Here is a 17,147-nt window from a genome sequence, read left to right as displayed (position 1 = left end):
TCCTTACTTTATGTTTGAAAATTGTAAAATTATAACGATTTTACCCTTTGTATCGGAGATAGGATGAAAGTTGCACCAAGTTTACTCTCAGCTGATTTTTTAAACCTTGAACAAGAACTCATATCAATCCAAAAAGCTGGAGCCGACTTTCTTCATCTTGACATTATGGATGGCCATTTTGTGCCAAATCTAACCTTTGGTCCAGTTATCATAGAAAAAATTGCCAAAGCTTCTTTGCTTCCATTGGATATCCACCTGATGGTAAAAAACACTTTGTTTTTTGTCGATTTATTTGCTCCCTACAAACCACGATTTATAAGCTTCCACGCTGAAGAAGAACAGCATATTCATAGAATGATTCAATATGTCAAGAGTAAAGGAATAGGTGCATCAATTGCCTTAAATCCTCATACGCCTCTTGAGTGCCTTGATTATATTTTGCAAGATCTTGATATGGTTTTGATCATGAGCGTCAATCCAGGCTTTGGCGGCCAAAGCTTTATCCCACAAAGTCTTGAAAAAATCAAACGATTAAAAGAAAAAATTTCCAAACAAAATCCTCAATGTCTGATCCAAGTCGATGGCGGAGTGAATGCAGAAAATATTGATCTTCTTAAAACAGCAGGAGTGGATATTGTGGTAGCTGGAAGTTATATCTTTGGGAGCAAATCCTATTCTCAAGCTATCCAATCGCTCAAAATCTAATGCATATCATCATCCAAGACCCCTCCTTAAAACCCAAATATAAAAAACAAAAAAAGATTAAAAGCCCAAGCCAATCTTTTCTTGATCAAATCGCAAACAAAACCCTAGAGATCCCTGATTTTTTGCAACTCTGCCATCAAGATGAAAAGCTCAGGGATTTCCACCTCGATCATCTCTCCTTGGATTTTTTGCGCACAATTGGCATGGATCTTGCCATTCAAGATCAAAAGGTTTTTCTTCATCCCAAGATAACCCACATACAAGACCAACTCTTTTGTTTTGTTGATTTAGAAACAACTGATGGGAATCCTCTAAAAGGAAATCTTCTTGAGATTGGAGCAATTTTATGCAATGGAAAAGGAGAGATTCTTGGGCGTTTTGAACATTTAGTCAAGAACACAACCATTCCACCAATCGTGACGCAAATCACTGGAATCTCACTTGATGATGTTGCTAATGCTTTGGAGGTGCAAGAGGTGCTCCAACAATTCAGGGCTTTTATTGGCACAAGCATTTTTGTTGCACATAATGTAAATTTTGATTATATTTTTTTAGATTCTCTTTATCTCAAACATTTTGGAATCGGACTTTACAATCAAACTCTCTGCACTCTCAAAATGGCACAAAAATGCATCCAAGCTCCACGCTATAGTCTAGATTTCCTCAATCAATTCCTAGAAATCCAAACACCCATTTCTCATCGCGCCTATGCTGATGCACTCACATGTAAAGAAGTTTTTCTGCGCTGTTTAAACAAGCTTCCTTCTAAAAATACGCAAAATGTTCTAAATTGGCTTAAACATAAATAAAACTGATGAAGATGGTCGGAGTAGCGGGATTCAAACCCACGACCTCACCCACCCCAAGGGTGCGCGCTAATCAGGCTGCGCCATACTCCGCTAATGAAGAAGGCGTATTATACAAGAGTTTTTTAGGCTTTAAGCCTTTTTTCTCTCTCTTTTTCTTGTTCCTTATAAAGTACTGCACATCCCTTTGCCAACTCTCGAATCTTGAGGATATAGTTTTGTCTTTGTGCAACAGAAATTGCTTTACGCGCATCAAGAACATTAAAGAAATGACTAGAAAGCATTGTGTAATCATAAGCAGGGAGAGGAAGACCTGATTCTAAACAATGCTTTGCTTCTTTTTGAGAGTGTTCAAACATCGCAAATAAAGTCTCTATGTCGGCAACCTCAAAATTATATTTTGAAAACTCATACTCTCCCTGAAGATGAACATCTTTATAAAAAACAACCTCTGTATCATTGGCATATTCAATATCAAAAATATTATCAACACCTTGGATATACATCGCAAGTCTTTCAACACCATAAGTAATTTCTACAGCTACAGGCTCACAAGGCAATCCTCCAACTTGTTGAAAATATGTAAACTGCGTTACCTCCATTCCATCAAGCCACACTTCCCATCCTAGACCCCAAGCTCCAAGTGTTGGAGATTCCCAATTGTCCTCAACAAAGCGAATATCATGCTTCTTGCGATCAATTCCCAAAACATCAAGAGACTTCAAATAAAGCTCTTGAATATTGGATGGGCTTGGTTTAATCAAAACCTGAAATTGATAATAGCTCCCCAAACGATTTGGATTTTCCCCATATCGACCATCTGTAGGACGACGACTAGGAGCCACATAAGCCACACTCCATGGACGACTATCAAGACTCCTAAGCAAAGTAGCAGGATGAAAAGTTCCCGCCCCTGCAGGAATATCATAAGGTTGAAGCACTAAACATCCTTGCTCTTTCCAATAATTTTGAAGCTTCAATAACATATCACACAAACTAATCTTTTTCATAACACTCCCTATTTAAACTTTAATTTGCTCTAAACGCTCTTTTTTACTTCCAATATCTGTGATTTGGATTCCAAAATTTCCATCTACAATCACAACTTCCCCATGAGCAATCACTTTGTCATCGACCAAAACCTCCAAAGGTTCATTTGCAAGCTGGTTAAGCTCAATAACACTACCAATATCCATAGCAATCACATCCTTAAGAAGCATCTTCTTCTGCCCAATCCGCACATGAACATTGATCTTGACATCTAAAAGCATAGAAATATTTTTCAAATCATCATTTTGAGAATTCTCTTGCAGATTCTTGTCTTCTTTTTCTGTTTCTGTCTGAAAAAGCTGAATAAACTCCAATGAGCCAAAATTAATCAATTGAGAATGCAATCCATTGATTGAAATCTCATAAGACCATGCTCTTACAAAATCAGATAAATCAACCTGATCCCTAATCTCCTTAACTTCTAAAATCTCAAAACGCATAGAAGGCAGAAGCTTATCAGCATCCAATCCTGTCGAAAGAGCTCCCAAAATGTTATTGGCAATCTCCTTTGTTGCATCCAAATCATCATCACTTAAATGCTCTTTATTTTCTTGTGGCTCTTCACCAACCATAAGGGCTGATAAATGAGAGGCCAAAAGACTAGGGATTGTCATCGCAGCATTGCCTTCTCGATTTTCACTTTTACATCGAATACGAATCAAAACAAAAGGAGGTTTAATCGTTTCATCATCAACATTGACAACATCTTTATAAGAGATTTCTGGCTTCACACCAAGCAACCCCTCTAATGTTGCACTACTTTCTTGCACAAAAAGATTTACAAAACGACGGATTATTTCTGAAACCATATTTCCTTATTCCTCCTCATTAACTTGGACTGCTCTTATTTTTCTCTGCTCTTCAAGCAGTTCAAGCATTTCCTTCACCTCATCTTTTTCTGTCCGAATGACATCTTTTATTTTAACTGTTTTGCGATAGCGTTGCAGTCCAATCTCTGCAACATATTTCTCTCTCCCATCAATGCTTACAACCACTTCATCATTTGCCGGACGATCCAATCTAATAATATCCCCCACTTTAAGCTCAATGACATTTTTTAGATCCAAAATAGCATTTCCCAATCCCACACTCACAACTACCCCAGATCCCCCAATCAAAGCTTGCAGTTCTTTATTTCTACTTTTTTTGGTGTTTGTATCACTCAACATCAAATCCCTACTGCCTAGCCTTGAAAGAATCGTTTCCAAAGAAATTACAGGATAACACAGATTCATCATTCCCCTAGAATTACCAATCACAATCTCCATCACAACCATGATCACAATTTCATTTTGTGCCACGATCTGGACCACAGAAGCGCTTGTTTCCTTGGTGTCAATCGCTGGATAAATTTCAGTTACTGGAGCCCAAGCATCTTTAAGATTTACAATCACCTGATTTAAAATCGAATCAAGCAAATTAAGCTCAATTCCACTAAATTCCCTTTGATGATTATAAGGCTCTCCTCTTCCCCCCAAAAGTCGATCAATCATTGGGAAGGCAATGCTTGGATTGATTTCAAGCACTCCTGTTCCGTCCAATGGACGCATAGAAAAAACATTAAAGCTTGTTGGATTTGGCAAACTCATCAAGAATTCACCATAGGTCATTTGATCGACACTATGCAAACTAATCTCTACAATAGAGCGCATAGCTGAAGAAATTTGAGAAGAAAGAGATCTTGCCAATTTATCATGAATCCCCTTAAAAGCGCGCAACTGTTCCTTGCTTACACGATTTGGGCGTTTAAAGTCATAAAGCATGACATGATCATATTTTGGCTTGACTTCTTGCTCTTCGTGACCATCAACAACAGCCAAAAGAGCATCGATTTCTTCTTGACTTAAAATATCAGCCATACATTTCTCCCAGTTTTAATCGAACCTTTTTAATCACTTCCTTATTGATTTGGGAGATTCGAGATTCTGTAATATTGAGAATCTCAGAAATCTCACTCAAATTCAACTCTTCAAAATAATAAAGTTGCATGACTAATTGCTCTCGTTCTGATAGTGTTGAAAGCACTTGCTGAATCTGCTCAATCAAATCTTCTTGTTCCACCTTCAAAGCAACGCTATCAGTCTGAATCGCACTGTATTGTTCATTGATTGGAATGAGTGTATAAATATCTGATGCGATCTTGGCTTCCTTGATTTTAGCAATATCTTCATGAAGCACTTGTGCCAAATATTCATCACTTGGTTCTTCATCATGCTCATTGAGATATTTGCTTATTTCAGAATCAATTGCCTTAATTAATTTGCGCGAGGATCTAGAGAGAATATCAAGATTACGCAAATAATCCAGCATTGCACCATGAACACGTATCTTTGCAAACCCCCAAAAAGAATCATTGAGACTACTATCATAACGCCTTGCAACCTTTATCAGCTCCTCTGTCCCAATTGAAATCAAATCAGCAAAATCAACAGAGCTTGGCAAACGCTCTTTTAAGCGATGCGCCATTGCTTTGACTGCGGGCAAATACTGCAAAGCAAGCTCATCTTGAGTATATTTTAAACTTTGACTATAGCTTTTGACTTGTTGGGTGCGCTTCATGATGATTTTTACTTTTCTTGATCTTCCTGTTCAAGCTCAACACGCTTGATATAGTCCAACACATAGACAAGTTCATTCTCTTTTTTTCTAAACTGTGAGACATAGTATTCCAAATTGTCTTCTAGCTGTTCTTTATTAAAACGCTTTGCATCAAAGCTTATAAACCAGTTAAAAAGAGAAATCCCCGAAATAACAATCAAATAAAATATAGCCGTCACAACAAGGGTAAAAAACACAATATTTTCTGGTTCATTAAAGCCAATAAATGCAAAAATAAGTCCGATAAAGAATCCAGATACTACGGAAAGACCAATAAAGTTTTCTGATGCCATTCACGACCCCTACAAATATTTCAATAGCCTTTGGAAAAAGCTCCCAAAACCATTTTCTTTTGAAGGTAGCACTTTTTGTTCCCTTTTTTGCAAAATCTTTCTTGCAATCCCTTTCAGCTGAAGAGATGCAACATCTCCAGGATCTACGCGGGAAAATAAAGTGCGACCACGCGTAGCAGAAGAAACTCCAGATGAGAGAGGGACATAGCCCAACAATTCCAATGAAAGATTCTCAATATTTTTATAAGCAATTTGCTTCATTTTAAGATACACATTCTCTGCTTCTTTGGCAGTTTTGACCATATTAAGAATCATATAAATTTGACTACGTGTTTTGGCATTGACTTTAATTGCCGCATACGCATCAGTGATAGCACTTGGATCAGGCATCGTAATCACAATCAAAGTATCACTTGATTCTAAAAATTTTTGAGTAATTCCACCAATCCCTGCCCCAGTGTCAATAATCAAATAATCCAAATCACTTAAAATTTCGCCCTCACCCACAAGTCTAGAAACAGAATCTTCAGAAATATAGTTAAAAATTTCATCTCCACTATCCCCTGGTATAAGATATAGTCCATTTTCAATAGGGATAATAATATCTTTCAGCTCACACTCCCCCTTCAAAACATTCAAGATCGTCTTGTGTGCCTTAACACCAAAAATCAAGTCCAAATTTGCCAACCCAATATCAGCATCAAAAACAGCGACCTTATACCCCATCTTACAAAGCGTATAGGAAAGATTTGCACTAATACTTGATTTGCCCACCCCACCCTTTCCACTTGTAATTGCAATAATCTCTGTATTTTTTTTATTTCCTTGTTGTCCAACAAGCTCAATTAAATCTGTTGCTTGATTCTTCACTTATTATCCTTTTGTGGCTTTTTGAACCCATCAAGCAGGCAATCCACCAAGAATTCATTGCTCGCAACAAGCAAATCATTCGGAACGCTTTGCCCAACTGAAAAGTAACTAATAGGTTTTCTCACATCGCATGCTAAGGAAAAAATGTTCCCAAAACTGCGACTTTCATCTAATTTGCTAAAAATAAGATTATCAATCTCAACTGCACTAAAAGATTGATAGATATCTCTTAAGTCTTCATATTTTGTGCCTGCCGAAAGCACAAGACTTACCTCAATATGAAAATCATTTTGCATATATGACTTCAACATTTCAAGCTTTTGCTTATCATATTGAGAATGACCAGCAGTATCAATCAAAATAAAATCACAATATTTTAAACGATCCAGAGCATGCTCAAGCTCACTTGGATCATCAACGCGCTCAATCCCAAGACGCATCATCCTTGCATAAGTCATAAGCTGTTCCATTGCTGCAATTTTATAAGAATCTAAAGTGATCACTCCTACTTTATAGCGTTTATCAAGCATCAAAGAATAGCGTGCAGCAAGCTTGGCCAAAGTTGTTGTTTTTCCTACTCCAGTAGGACCAACAAACATAAGAATATTTTTAGACCCTATCTCTAAATTCTCACTACGGCAAGCAATCATCTTCCTCAAAACTTCGCGAAAATAACGCTTCACTGTTACAGAATTGGATCGCATCTGAAGAGGCATCAGCTCAAGAGTTAATTCCATCAAAGCATTTAAGCGTTCAGAATCAATCCCACTATTTTTCGCAATCCCATAAATTTCAGCAAACTCTTGAGGTATATTTAAGTGATGATTTGGTTTTTTTTCCTCCCAAAACATGCTTTGAATCAGTTTCAAACGATCATCAATCTGCTCAATTTCTTTTTTGATTGCCCTCAAGTCTTCACTCTCTTGCATTTGTGGTTTTTGCTTTTGTGATACATATGGATTGGAAGGATTCTTAACTCCGGCAATTTCAGAGATATGACGGATAGTTTCATTCATATCTTGGCTTAAACTAATTTTTTGATCCTGCTTCTTTTTTTCAAAACTTTTTTGTGCTATTTCATCTAATTTCTTCTTTACACTATTTTTGGCTGGCTCTTCATTTTGCTCCTCTACTGCAATCACAATTTCATAAAGCCCTTTTTGGGATAGAGTTTTTTTGCGAATCTCTCTTGATTTGAGAATAAAGGGATCTGATCCATGCACGCTTTTGGCTTGCCTAAGAGCCTCATCGGGAGTTTCTCCAGTATAAGTAAAAAGTTTCATTTCTCCTTGCTCCTTAAATGATTGTTTGCAATTGCAATGGGATAAGCACTGATTCTCGATTATGCCATTGAGGATGAGGCAAATGCAAAGATGGCCAACTTAGTTTTAATTGATTAAACCATAACAAATCAACATCAAGTGTCCTTGGAGCATTTTTGAAAGCTCGCTTTCTGCCTCTTCCAAAACATCTCTCCCAATAAAAAATCATTCTAAACATCTCAGTTACTCCACAAGATGTGGCAATCTGTATTGTTGCATTTAAAAAATCATTTTGTTGCTCATATCCAAACGGAGGATTGCGATAAATTGGAGAAGTAGAGAGGATGCAAAAGCGAGCGTCCTTAGATATTTTACGAAACAAAGCCTCAAAGCAAAATAAGCAATCACCTATATTTCCACCCACTCCAAGCATGACTTGATTTTTTAATTTGGATTTTTTGCGCGAAACAAAAGGGAAAAAGCGACTATAGAGCAACTTTCTCATAAGACTTCGGCTCTCCCATTTTTAATCACTACCAAATCCTCTAAGCGCACACCAATTTGTTGAGCCAAATAAATCCCTGGCTCAACAGAAAATACCATCCCCTCACTCACAATCTCATCGCTTTTGGGAGAAATTCGTGGAAGCTCATGGATATCAAGCCCAATCCCATGTCCTGTCGAATGAGTAAAATATTGGCCAAATCCTTTTTTTTCAATTACACTTCTTGCTAAGGCATCAATTTCTTTTGCCCTCATCCCCTCTCTTAGATTCTCAATCGCATACTCTTTAGCCTCTCTCACAACTTCATAAATTTTTTGAAATTCGCTATGGCTATGTGTTTGGGATTTAAAAAAATCAATTTCGCGATCAAAATATGCACACCTTGTCATATCAGAACAATACCGCTCATATTTGATTCCCGCATCAAACAAGATCCAATCGCCTTTTTGCAAAATGCTCGTTTCATCGGGCAAGGCATGAGCTTTTGCCCCATTTCCATTCAAAGCAAAGATAGGATCAAAGCTCAAAGAATACTGTCCATTTTGAGATAAAAATGCTTGTGCCCAAAAGTGCAATTCTTTCTCGTTTTTTCCTTCTGAGATTTGCAAAAATTCTGCAAATCTCTTAAATGCTTCCTTGTTTAATTTTTGCGATCGTCTGATTTTTTCGATCTCCTCATTTGTTTTGACTTTGCGTAACTCTTGATGAAAATTCGTTTGTGCCCGCAATTCAATGCCAGACAATAAGGACTTCATCCTTTCAAAGTCCAAAACGCTTGTATATAAAGGATCATAAATCAAAGAAGAGATTTTGTTTTGAATCACAAATTGACATACGCTCAAAACTAAATCTTGTGCCTTAATCACCTCAACGCCACGATGAACATAAGCCCTTGCTTCAATATCATATCGGCCATCTGTGAAGAAGAACTTTTCATCTCCGCACACCAAAACTAAAGCATGATCACAAGAATAAGAGCACTCATAATATTGAGCACTCTCAGTATTTAAAAGATAGGGAGAATTAAGCTTGTTTTTGTTGTGCATCAGCCAATGCTTTAATTTCTTTCATAATCTGAAAGAGCGAAATCAATGCCAAATGATAACCAAAGGCTCCAAATCCAGAGATTACTCCAGCGCTCACTGCTCCTGTGTAACTTTTGCTTCGATAATCCTCTCTAGCAAAAATATTGCTTAAATGTACCTCAACACATGGCACTCCGCACGATGCGATTGCATCAGCAATTGCAATAGAAGTATGAGCATATGCTGCAGGATTGATAATCACACCCTGATATTCTCCACCAATACATTCTTGAAGCTTATCAATGATTTCTCCTTCAAAATTGCTTTGAAAGAACTCGAGCTCTATTTCATTTTGTTTTGCCATATCTTGCATATTTTGATGAATTTGCTCTAAAGTAACATTTCCATAGATTCTTGGATCTCTGTGCCCCAGAATATTAAGATTTGGTCCTTGAATAACTAAAACTTTCATATTGATTTCCTTTTGCATGCATTTTAAAATGGATTATAACACAATCACTCTTCTTGCGTTTGTGGCAAAGTCTTGTGCTGTCCATCCTTTTGAATTGCCAATGTGATTTCTGCAGCCTTTTGTGCATTCATTTTTGCTAGAATCTTCCCCACAAGTTTTGTCTCCATACTTCCTAAAATCCCGACAACATCATCAATAGGCATTGATTCCAAAATCTGAGCAGCCTTTGAATCTTTCATTTTGCTATAAGTTTCAACAAGCTTGCTTTTTCTTTCCCTCTTAATTTCTTGAAGCAATTCTTCATTTTTTTGTATCAAATCTGCAATTTCTTTGGTTTTTTGCTCTTGTTGTTTTTGAAGATCTTCCTCTCTTTGTTTTTGCTCTTGCTCATATTGCTTCTTCTGCTCTTCAAAAGCAACTTTATCTCTTTCTAACTCTTGATATCTTTGATCTAAAGCTTCCTGTCTCTCCTTCAAAACATCTTCTGTTGCATTTTGCAAGATCAAAAGGGATTGTTGCTGTTCTTCAAGTTTTTTAAGTTGTGCTTCGATTTCTTCTTTTCTTGATTCAAAAATTAAATTGCATTCCAAAATTTTATCTTCACCGATTTCTTGATTTAAATGCTCTTCATTGGCCATAAGTCCAGCAATACAAAACATTAAAATCAATTTAAATCTCTTCATTTTTTTCTCCTTTAAGATAAAAACGCATTCCTGCAATTTCATCCATCTCTTTTTGTTCTCTTAGTTTTTTTTGTTCCAATTTCTTTTGAATGTCTTGTTTTTGCAAAAATCGCATTTTTTCAAGCTCCAAAGAAAATTGATGACATTCTTGTTCTTGTTGTCGTCTTTCTAATTTTAGATGAGAAATTTTTGCTTTTTCTTCATCAATTAGATTCAAACAGATTTTTTTATTTTCATACACTTCGGAGAACAAAAGATTGGATCCCCAAAAAGGAATCTCAAGTTCATACATTTGATGCAAAATTTGATCAATTTTTTCTTCATGTTCTCTTATTTTTTGATTGATTTGGAAAATAGCCTGCTCGCACATTTTGATTTTTTGCTCACTTGCCTTGACCAAAACATCAAACTTTGTCTTCAATAATCGTATCCTCGCGATCTGGACTTGTTGAAACAATTGAAATTCTCACTCCCACCAACTTTTCTAAAGCCACAATATATTCTTGTGCTTCTTTGGGCAAATCACTTCTAGATCTTGCCCCACAAGTTTTATCCCATCCTTTAAAAGTTTGATAGATAGGCTTAACTTCAGAATAATCATAAGGAATATAATCAATTTTCTCACCCCTATACTCATATTGCGTGCAAACCTTGATTTCCTCAAGACCATCAAGCACATCAAGTTTCATAAGTGCGATTTGGGTACATCCATTGAGATTGCAAGCATATTTAAGCGCAACAGCATCAAACCACCCACATCTCCTTGCTCTCCCTGTTGTTGTTCCAAACTCTCCCCCCTTAGTTTGTATCTCTTGAGCAATATTCCCAAACTCTTCGCTTGGAAAGGGACCATTGCCCACACGCGTGCAATAAGCTTTTGCAATCCCTATAACTTCTTGCACTTCTCGGATATTGATCCCGCTTCCACTACATGCTCCTGCACTAATTGTTGTTGAGCTTGTCACAAACGGATAGGTCCCATGATCCAAATCAAGCATACTTCCTTGAGCTCCCTCAAGAAGAATTTTCTTTCCTTGCTCCTTAGCGTTCCAAAGAAAATGCACACTATCACACACAAAAGGCATCAAAATCTCACTCACCTCACGCAATGAGCAAACAATCTCATCCAAACTCTCAATCGTTTCACCCATTGCTTGAGCTAAAATCTGTAACTCACGATAAGCAAATTGAACTTTTTGCTTTAATGTCTCCATATCTCTAAGTTCCCCCATTCTAATCCCCACTCTTGAAACCTTATCTGCATAACTTGGACCAATCCCCTTTCCTGTCGTTCCAATCGCTTCCTTTCCTTTAAGTTTCTCTCGCAGAAGATCCAATTTGGCATGAATTGGTAGAATCACATGAGCACGATCACTAATAAAAAGACGATTTTGCAAACATTCAATCCCAAATTGCTTCATTTCAGTAACCAATGAATGGGGTTCAACAACCACCCCATTGCCAATCACATTTTGACAGTGAGGATAGAGTACTCCTGAGGGCAGGAGATGAAGGGCGATCTTCTTGCCTTCTACAACAATAGTGTGTCCCGCATTATGCCCACCCTGATAGCGCACAACAACATCATAATCTTTTGCCAATAAATCCACAATTTTTCCCTTCCCCTCATCTCCCCATTGCAAGCCTACAACCAAATCAGCCATTGCAAATCCTCCATCTAAAATCTAATCAAACCCGAGATTATAAAATAATCACCTCCATGATTTAAAATTTTCTCTGTAAAATTTGAAGATAAAAAATATTAAACCTTATACTTCAAAAAGGATCTTAAAAAATATGAAAGTTGCATTATTAATGAGTGGGGGCGTAGATAGCTCATATTGTGCTTATCTTCTCAAAAAAGCAGGATATGAAGTCCTTGGAATCTATCTTAAATTACATGACAAAGAAGAAAAGCATCAGATTTTTATCCAAAACTGCATCAAGGTCTCGCAAAATTTAGGATTTGAGTTTCAAGTGATTGATGCACAAAAAGAATTTAAAGAAAAAGTTTACAATGAATTTATTGCCTCATATCAAAGAGGAGAGACACCCAATCCTTGCGCGCTTTGCAATCCTTTAATGAAATTTGGACTAGCTCTTCAAAAAGCTCTTGAGATGGGATGTGAAAAGATTGCTACAGGACATTATGCGCGCATCCAAGAAGTAAATGGAATTAAGTGCATTAGAGAAGCTAGAGATCCTAGCAAAGATCAAAGTTATTTTTTGTATGCAATTTCCCAACAAGCCATCGATTCTCTCATTTTTCCGCTTGGAGACTATCTAAAGGTGGATGTAAAAAAAGAAGCTTTTGAAGCAATGCCTTGGCTTGGAAGTCTTGAAACCTACAAAGAATCACAAGAAATTTGCTTTGTAGAAACAGACTATATTGACATTCTCAAAAAAACGCTTGAAGTAGAAAAAAAGGGAATTGTTCGAGATATTAATGGAAACGCAGTAGGAGAGCACAAAGGCTATATGCAATACACAATCGGTAAGCGCAAAGGCTTTAGCGTCAAAGGAGCACTTGAACCACATTATGTTTTAGGAATTGATGCACAAAAAAATGAAATCATTGTTGGAAAAAAAGAAGACCTTGCAATTAAAACCATCAAAGCCATCAACAAAAGCTTAGTGAATTTCCAAGATGGAAACTATGAAGTCAAGATTCGCTATCGAAGCACAAAAACCTCAGCAAAAGTTACACTTCAAGATGGAATCATCGCTGCAGAATTAACAGAGGATGTTTTTGGTGTCGCAAAAGGTCAGGCACTTGTTGTTTATGATGGAGAATGCGTGTTAGGAGGAGGAGTGATTATCTAACTCCTCTTTTCCTCGCCTGATTTTCCTTTTAATTCTTTCAAACGCTCAAGCACCTTTTGAGCATGCCCTTTGGCCTTGACATTATAAAAGGTCTCTAAAATCTTTCCATCTTCTCCAATAATAAAAGTAGATCGGATGATTCCCTCATAAGTCTTCCCATAAAGCTTCTTTTCTCCAAAAGCTCCATATTTAGATGCCACAACCTTTTCTTGATCACTCAAAAGCATGATCTGAAGTTGCTTGTTTTCTATAAAGCGTTTATGACTTTTTTGACTATCTGGACTAATTCCCACAATACTTGCTCCATTCAAGTCAAATTCTTCCAACAACGCAGTAAAATCCTGAGCTTCCAAAGAACAGCCTGAAGTATTATCCTTAGGATAAAAATAAAGCACTAATACACGCCCCAACAAATCATTCAATGCTACCTCAATCCCATCTTGATTGGGAAGTGCAAAATGTGGAGCTTGATCTCCTTGCTTAAGCATCTTTTTCTCCTTTGACATAGGTCTGAATCTGATCAATAATCTGCTGATCGATCTTTAATCTTAACTCAAGAACACTTATAGGGAAATCAAAATCTTCAAGCTTGACCAAATCTTTTGAGGTAACAAGCAAACTAGAGGCTTTTAAATCCTGTATTTTTTTCTTCAGTTCATCAAAATCAAATCGCGCATGATCTGCATAATAAATCTTCCCCACAACAGAAGGCAAAAACTCATCCAATCTTGATGGATTGGCTATAGCAGTTAGCAACAACATTCTCTCACTTGGATTTTTTACACTCACCTCTCGCGCATAATCAATCCCCTCTTGCACTACCAAATCAGCCTCTCTATATGATCCCCTCCATTCGCGATACATACCACTTGGCAAACAAAAAGGATAATAAGGTTCTAGCTTGGGTTTTAAGACAACATTGAGTTTTTTATAATTGAATCGAAATCCATCATCTAAAAATATCATCTCACACCCCATTTCTTTTGCCTTCAAGATTGCCTCTTTGCGCTTTTTACAAACAATAACACTTGCATTCTTAACACTTTTAGCCATCAAAAACGGCTCATCTCCAGCATCTTCTTGTGGACACAGAATCTTTCCCTGATCTGAAACCACAACAAGCCCCTTGCTTCTACGTTTATATCCTCGCGAGACAATTGCAATTTTGTAATGAGGAAAAAATTTGGCCATTTCTAAGATAAAAGGGGTTTTTCCACTACCTCCAACAACAAGATTCCCTACACTTACAATTGGGATTCCAAAATCAGTTTGAAAAAGAAATTTACGCTTCAAAAACGCAATCAGACAATAAAAAAAAGATAATGGCAACAGAAGAAAAATAATAATCTTCTGCCACCATGTAGGCTTATAAAAGTAACGATCAATTAGTCGCAATTAAAAATTCTCATCTTTCAGAATAGCTTGAAGTGTAGCAACAACATAATCCACATCTTCATCAGTCATTCCAAGATAGCAAGGCAGTGCTAAAACTCTCTGATAGACATCCAAAGCATTTGGATATTGCGTCACCTTTAAAAAGCTTTTGTTTTGGTGAAAACTCAAAAGATTAAAAGGAACATAGGGCAGACGCACCCCAATTCCCCTCTCAGATAAATAATTAGCAATTTGATCCCTTCCCCTCTCAAAGAAGATAAAACAAATTGCATGAACAGTTTCCAAATCTTGTTTTAAAAACTTGACACCTTTGATATCTTGCAATGCTTCACGATAACGCATTGCAATTTGCGCTCTTCTTTTGATAGCCTCTTGGTTTCTTCTAACTGCTAGTGTTGCAACATTTAAGTCAAAAATGCTTGGGTTGTATTCCAATGTCAAATCTGTAATATCATAAAAAATACTATTATTGACTGAATCTCTCACCATAGAGTGATATCGCAGTCGACGACATTTTTTTGCCAATTCCCCATTGCTTGTCAAAAGCGTTGAACAGCTAGACAGCCTCCTAAGAAAACCAGAAAAACGAGAAACAATTGCAAAATCTGTCTGCAAATCAATTCCCGCATGAACCCCACTAGAATTCATCAGCCCCAAAGAATAGCTCAAGTCTTCAATAATATTGACATGATACTTTTCTTTCATCTTATGAAAGGGGTCCATATTCGTCAATCCGCCAACATGAGAAACAACAATAGCTTTTATTCGATCTCTTGCTCCATTTTCAAGTAATTCCTCACATTGCTCAGGAAGCATTGCTAGTGTCGAAGGATCAATATCTACAAACAATGGCTCCGCATCAAACAAACGAATACATTCTGGAACCATAGGATGACAATAAATTGAACAAATCACACGATGATTTCTTTTTAAACCAAGGGCTCTAAAAGCAAGCAAAAGAGCGCAATGATCAGCTTGAGTCGCAATTGCATATTTAGATCTTGTAATTTTGATGATCTCCTCTTCATACTTTTCAATACACTTTTCACGATCACCAAGCATATACCCCCAATCAGTGCTTAGATTTGAGTGCTTTCTAACCACATCAGATAGATTTCGTAAGTCTTCCTCCTGAAAAAATTCAAGAAAAAATGGGATGCTCTTTATCATCCGATCCTCCATGTCTAAAAATTTTTATGTTTTGTGTTTTAAATTTGTTTTTCCATATCCGATCAAGTATCTTTCCTAAATTTTTTTTAGAATGTTTCCCTTGCATTGTATCAAGAACTAAATTTAAATTAGAACAATTTAAATTTTTATAATCTATTTTTCTCAAGATAGAATCAATTTCATCATAAGAAAGCCCTATTTCTTTCTCATCACTTTGCCCCTCGTATAAATCAGCACTTGGCGCCTTACAGATAATCTTTTCTGGAACTTGCAAAAACCTTGCAAGTTCAAAAATTTCAGTTTTGAATAAATCTCCAATTGGATTAATCGCACAGGCCAAATCTCCATAAATTGTCCCATATCCCAACATCAATTCACTCTTATTGCTTGTCCCGACAACAAGCGAACGATCCCTCTGGGAGCGATCATACAAAAGCATCATTCTAGTCCTAGCGCAAAAATTTCCATATCGCAATTGATCTATCTCTTCATATGATCCAAACACTCTTTCATAAGGCTCAAGAGGAATAATTTCATAAGGAATCTTAAGCAACTCTGTTAATATTTTTGCATCTTCAAAATTCTCTTGAGATCCTCTCAAAGAAGGCATTAGAAGAGCTTTTGCATTGCTTCCAAATGCTTCTTTACATACAAAAGCCACAACAGCGCTATCAATCCCTCCACTCAATCCAAAAATAACGCGTTCAAACCCTTTCTCTTTTACTTCACTTTTCAAAAAATCAATCATTTCTTCTTTGAGAATCCTCATCTCTCTGCTCATCTTACACTCTCCCTAAAAGTAAATCTTTAAATCTCTCTTATCCTCTAGATTGTGAATTGAGAAAGATTCTACAAAATTTTGTATTTCAAAATTTTTATTGTTCTGTCTCATTCAATCGATTTTTAAACTATAATCTTCAGTTTTGTCCGAAATATTTACGACAAGAAATAACACAAAAGGAGTATCAAGGATGAATAAAAGAAGAGATTTTATCGGCATGGCTCTAGGTGGAGGAGCGGCTTTAGGTGCTGCTGCTTCACTTGTTGCCATGAAGAGAACTTGGGATCCACTCCCTAATGTCGTATCTGCCGGCTTCACGACGGTAGATATTTCCTCTCTGCAAGAGGGTGAAATGATGACAGTTGAGTGGAGAAAGAAACCTGTTTATATCCTAAGGATGGCAAAAAATGATGCGGATGCACAAAACTTTTTAGGAAAAAGAAATTTTCAAATTGGTGATGCAATTTATACAATCGGGATTCAAGTCTGCACTCATCTTGGATGCATCCCAGGATATGATGCCAACAAAAAAGAATTTCTCTGCGCTTGCCATGGTGGAAGATTTAACTCATCAGGAATCAACGCCCCTGGAACCCCTCCTCCTAAACCCATGACAATCCCACCCTTTAAAATACTTGAAGATGGCAAAAAAATCTTGCTTGGAGAAGCAGGAGAAGAATACAATCAACTAAGCGATAAGGAGTAGAAA

At 36.9% G+C, this 17,147-nt stretch carries 21 protein-coding genes and 1 tRNA gene; 4 read left to right on the top strand and 18 right to left on the bottom strand.

The genetic code is table 11. The features are described 5' to 3' along the window. The first annotated feature begins 63 nt into the window (after positions 1-63). Both rpe and LW137_RS03030 read left to right on the top strand, forming a co-directional pair. The gene (rpe, locus tag LW137_RS03035) at positions 64-705 is read left to right on the top strand and encodes a ribulose-phosphate 3-epimerase (RefSeq protein WP_233033050.1); all 642 of its coding nucleotides are present in this window, start codon (positions 64-66) and stop codon (positions 703-705) included. Continuing rightward, a complete protein-coding gene (locus LW137_RS03030) occupies positions 705-1,514 on the top strand; it encodes an exonuclease domain-containing protein (protein WP_233033048.1) in 810 nt (269 codons plus the stop codon). The genes rpe and LW137_RS03030 overlap by 1 nt, the downstream gene beginning before the upstream one ends. Before the next feature lie 12 nt (positions 1,515-1,526). On the opposite strand, the gene LW137_RS03025 is transcribed toward LW137_RS03030, so the two are convergent. The 14 genes from LW137_RS03025 to LW137_RS02960 form a co-directional block, all read right to left on the bottom strand. Then, a tRNA-Pro gene (locus tag LW137_RS03025) sits at positions 1,527-1,604 on the bottom strand. A gap of 32 nt (positions 1,605-1,636) precedes the next feature. Next, a complete protein-coding gene (gene glyQ / locus LW137_RS03020) occupies positions 1,637-2,521 on the bottom strand; it encodes a glycine--tRNA ligase subunit alpha (RefSeq protein WP_233033046.1) in 885 nt (294 codons plus the stop codon). Between the two features lie 12 nt (positions 2,522-2,533). After that, positions 2,534-3,370: a flagellar motor switch protein FliY gene (gene fliY, locus LW137_RS03015; protein WP_233033044.1), complete on the bottom strand. Its 837-nt coding sequence runs from the start codon at positions 3,368-3,370 to the stop codon at positions 2,534-2,536. Positions 3,371-3,376: 6 nt separating this feature from the next. Next, positions 3,377-4,420: a flagellar motor switch protein FliM gene (gene fliM / locus LW137_RS03010; RefSeq protein WP_233033042.1), complete on the bottom strand. Its 1,044-nt coding sequence runs from the start codon at positions 4,418-4,420 to the stop codon at positions 3,377-3,379. Next, a complete protein-coding gene (locus LW137_RS03005) occupies positions 4,413-5,120 on the bottom strand; it encodes an RNA polymerase sigma factor FliA (protein WP_233033040.1) in 708 nt (235 codons plus the stop codon). The genes fliM and LW137_RS03005 overlap by 8 nt, the downstream gene beginning before the upstream one ends. Before the next feature lie 8 nt (positions 5,121-5,128). Next, a complete protein-coding gene (locus tag LW137_RS03000) occupies positions 5,129-5,452 on the bottom strand; it encodes a hypothetical protein (RefSeq protein WP_233033038.1) in 324 nt (107 codons plus the stop codon). A gap of 9 nt (positions 5,453-5,461) precedes the next feature. Then, a complete protein-coding gene (locus LW137_RS02995; protein WP_233033036.1) occupies positions 5,462-6,322 on the bottom strand; it encodes a MinD/ParA family protein in 861 nt (286 codons plus the stop codon). Beyond that, entirely contained in the window at positions 6,319-7,605 is a 1,287-nt protein-coding gene (gene flhF, locus LW137_RS02990) for a flagellar biosynthesis GTPase FlhF (protein WP_233033034.1), read from the bottom strand. Before flhF ends, LW137_RS02995 begins: the two co-directional genes overlap by 4 nt. Positions 7,606-7,618: 13 nt before the next feature. Then, on the bottom strand, positions 7,619-8,089 hold the full coding sequence (folK, locus tag LW137_RS02985; RefSeq protein ID WP_233033032.1) for a 2-amino-4-hydroxy-6-hydroxymethyldihydropteridine diphosphokinase: 471 nt from the start codon (positions 8,087-8,089) through the stop codon (positions 7,619-7,621). Further along, on the bottom strand, positions 8,086-9,135 hold the full coding sequence (locus LW137_RS02980; RefSeq protein ID WP_233033030.1) for an aminopeptidase P family protein: 1,050 nt from the start codon (positions 9,133-9,135) through the stop codon (positions 8,086-8,088). The genes folK and LW137_RS02980 overlap by 4 nt, the downstream gene beginning before the upstream one ends. Beyond that, positions 9,113-9,586, bottom strand: a complete 474-nt coding sequence (gene aroQ, locus LW137_RS02975; protein ID WP_233033028.1) for a type II 3-dehydroquinate dehydratase — start codon at positions 9,584-9,586, stop codon at positions 9,113-9,115. Before aroQ ends, LW137_RS02980 begins: the two co-directional genes overlap by 23 nt. Before the next feature lie 44 nt (positions 9,587-9,630). Next, positions 9,631-10,269 (bottom strand): MotE family protein, encoded by a 639-nt coding sequence (locus LW137_RS02970; RefSeq protein WP_233033026.1) that lies wholly within the window; start codon positions 10,267-10,269, stop codon positions 9,631-9,633. Continuing rightward, complete coding sequence (locus LW137_RS02965; protein ID WP_233033025.1) at positions 10,256-10,690, bottom strand: flagellar FliJ family protein; 435 nt, start codon at positions 10,688-10,690, stop codon at positions 10,256-10,258. Before LW137_RS02965 ends, LW137_RS02970 begins: the two co-directional genes overlap by 14 nt. Next, complete coding sequence (locus LW137_RS02960) at positions 10,674-11,933, bottom strand: adenylosuccinate synthase (protein WP_233033024.1); 1,260 nt, start codon at positions 11,931-11,933, stop codon at positions 10,674-10,676. The genes LW137_RS02965 and LW137_RS02960 overlap by 17 nt, the downstream gene beginning before the upstream one ends. Before the next feature lie 133 nt (positions 11,934-12,066). On the opposite strand from LW137_RS02960, the gene mnmA reads away from it, so the two are divergent. After that, positions 12,067-13,092 (top strand): tRNA 2-thiouridine(34) synthase MnmA, encoded by a 1,026-nt coding sequence (mnmA, locus tag LW137_RS02955; protein WP_233033023.1) that lies wholly within the window; start codon positions 12,067-12,069, stop codon positions 13,090-13,092. On the opposite strand, the gene bcp is transcribed toward mnmA, so the two are convergent. The 4 genes from bcp to LW137_RS02935 are packed head-to-tail and all read right to left on the bottom strand — an operon-like array spanning position 13,089 to position 16,438. Next, positions 13,089-13,580, bottom strand: coding sequence for a thioredoxin-dependent thiol peroxidase (bcp, locus tag LW137_RS02950; RefSeq protein ID WP_233033022.1), 492 nt, complete (start codon positions 13,578-13,580; stop codon positions 13,089-13,091). The two genes, mnmA and bcp, sit on opposite strands and share 4 nt — an antisense overlap. After that, positions 13,573-14,487, bottom strand: coding sequence for a tetraacyldisaccharide 4'-kinase (locus LW137_RS02945; RefSeq protein ID WP_233033021.1), 915 nt, complete (start codon positions 14,485-14,487; stop codon positions 13,573-13,575). The genes bcp and LW137_RS02945 overlap by 8 nt, the downstream gene beginning before the upstream one ends. Then, positions 14,488-15,657: a DegT/DnrJ/EryC1/StrS family aminotransferase gene (locus tag LW137_RS02940; RefSeq protein ID WP_233033020.1), complete on the bottom strand. Its 1,170-nt coding sequence runs from the start codon at positions 15,655-15,657 to the stop codon at positions 14,488-14,490. Beyond that, positions 15,629-16,438 (bottom strand): NAD+ synthase, encoded by an 810-nt coding sequence (locus tag LW137_RS02935; protein ID WP_233033019.1) that lies wholly within the window; start codon positions 16,436-16,438, stop codon positions 15,629-15,631. Before LW137_RS02935 ends, LW137_RS02940 begins: the two co-directional genes overlap by 29 nt. 190 nt (positions 16,439-16,628) lie before the next feature. Between LW137_RS02935 and petA the strand changes: the two genes are divergently transcribed. Continuing rightward, a complete protein-coding gene (gene petA / locus LW137_RS02930) occupies positions 16,629-17,144 on the top strand; it encodes a ubiquinol-cytochrome c reductase iron-sulfur subunit (protein WP_233033012.1) in 516 nt (171 codons plus the stop codon). Positions 17,145-17,147 lie beyond the last annotated feature (3 nt).

Source organism: Helicobacter kayseriensis, assembly GCF_021300655.1.
GTDB classification, from domain to species: Bacteria; Campylobacterota; Campylobacteria; order Campylobacterales; family Helicobacteraceae; genus Helicobacter_G; species Helicobacter_G kayseriensis.
Note: the sequence above shows the minus strand (reverse complement) of the source record. Positions and strands in the feature narration are given on the sequence as shown.

Coding starts and splice junctions, on each gene's coding strand:
- folK (WP_233033032.1), bottom strand. CDS start 8,089: ATGAGAAAGTTGCTCTATAGTCGCTTTTTCCCTTTTGTTTCGCGCAAA.
- petA (WP_233033012.1), top strand. CDS start 16,629: ATGAATAAAAGAAGAGATTTTATCGGCATGGCTCTAGGTGGAGGAGCG.
- bcp (WP_233033022.1), bottom strand. CDS start 13,580: ATGCTTAAGCAAGGAGATCAAGCTCCACATTTTGCACTTCCCAATCAA.
- fliY (WP_233033044.1), bottom strand. CDS start 3,370: ATGGTTTCAGAAATAATCCGTCGTTTTGTAAATCTTTTTGTGCAAGAA.
- flhF (WP_233033034.1), bottom strand. CDS start 7,605: ATGAAACTTTTTACTTATACTGGAGAAACTCCCGATGAGGCTCTTAGG.
- LW137_RS03005 (WP_233033040.1), bottom strand. CDS start 5,120: ATGAAGCGCACCCAACAAGTCAAAAGCTATAGTCAAAGTTTAAAATAT.
- LW137_RS03000 (WP_233033038.1), bottom strand. CDS start 5,452: ATGGCATCAGAAAACTTTATTGGTCTTTCCGTAGTATCTGGATTCTTT.
- LW137_RS02935 (WP_233033019.1), bottom strand. CDS start 16,438: ATGAGCAGAGAGATGAGGATTCTCAAAGAAGAAATGATTGATTTTTTG.
- LW137_RS02960 (WP_233033024.1), bottom strand. CDS start 11,933: ATGGCTGATTTGGTTGTAGGCTTGCAATGGGGAGATGAGGGGAAGGGA.
- LW137_RS02970 (WP_233033026.1), bottom strand. CDS start 10,269: ATGAAGAGATTTAAATTGATTTTAATGTTTTGTATTGCTGGACTTATG.
- LW137_RS02940 (WP_233033020.1), bottom strand. CDS start 15,657: ATGATAAAGAGCATCCCATTTTTTCTTGAATTTTTTCAGGAGGAAGAC.
- rpe (WP_233033050.1), top strand. CDS start 64: ATGAAAGTTGCACCAAGTTTACTCTCAGCTGATTTTTTAAACCTTGAA.
- fliM (WP_233033042.1), bottom strand. CDS start 4,420: ATGGCTGATATTTTAAGTCAAGAAGAAATCGATGCTCTTTTGGCTGTT.
- LW137_RS03030 (WP_233033048.1), top strand. CDS start 705: ATGCATATCATCATCCAAGACCCCTCCTTAAAACCCAAATATAAAAAA.
- LW137_RS02980 (WP_233033030.1), bottom strand. CDS start 9,135: ATGCACAACAAAAACAAGCTTAATTCTCCCTATCTTTTAAATACTGAG.
- mnmA (WP_233033023.1), top strand. CDS start 12,067: ATGAAAGTTGCATTATTAATGAGTGGGGGCGTAGATAGCTCATATTGT.
- aroQ (WP_233033028.1), bottom strand. CDS start 9,586: ATGAAAGTTTTAGTTATTCAAGGACCAAATCTTAATATTCTGGGGCAC.
- glyQ (WP_233033046.1), bottom strand. CDS start 2,521: ATGAAAAAGATTAGTTTGTGTGATATGTTATTGAAGCTTCAAAATTAT.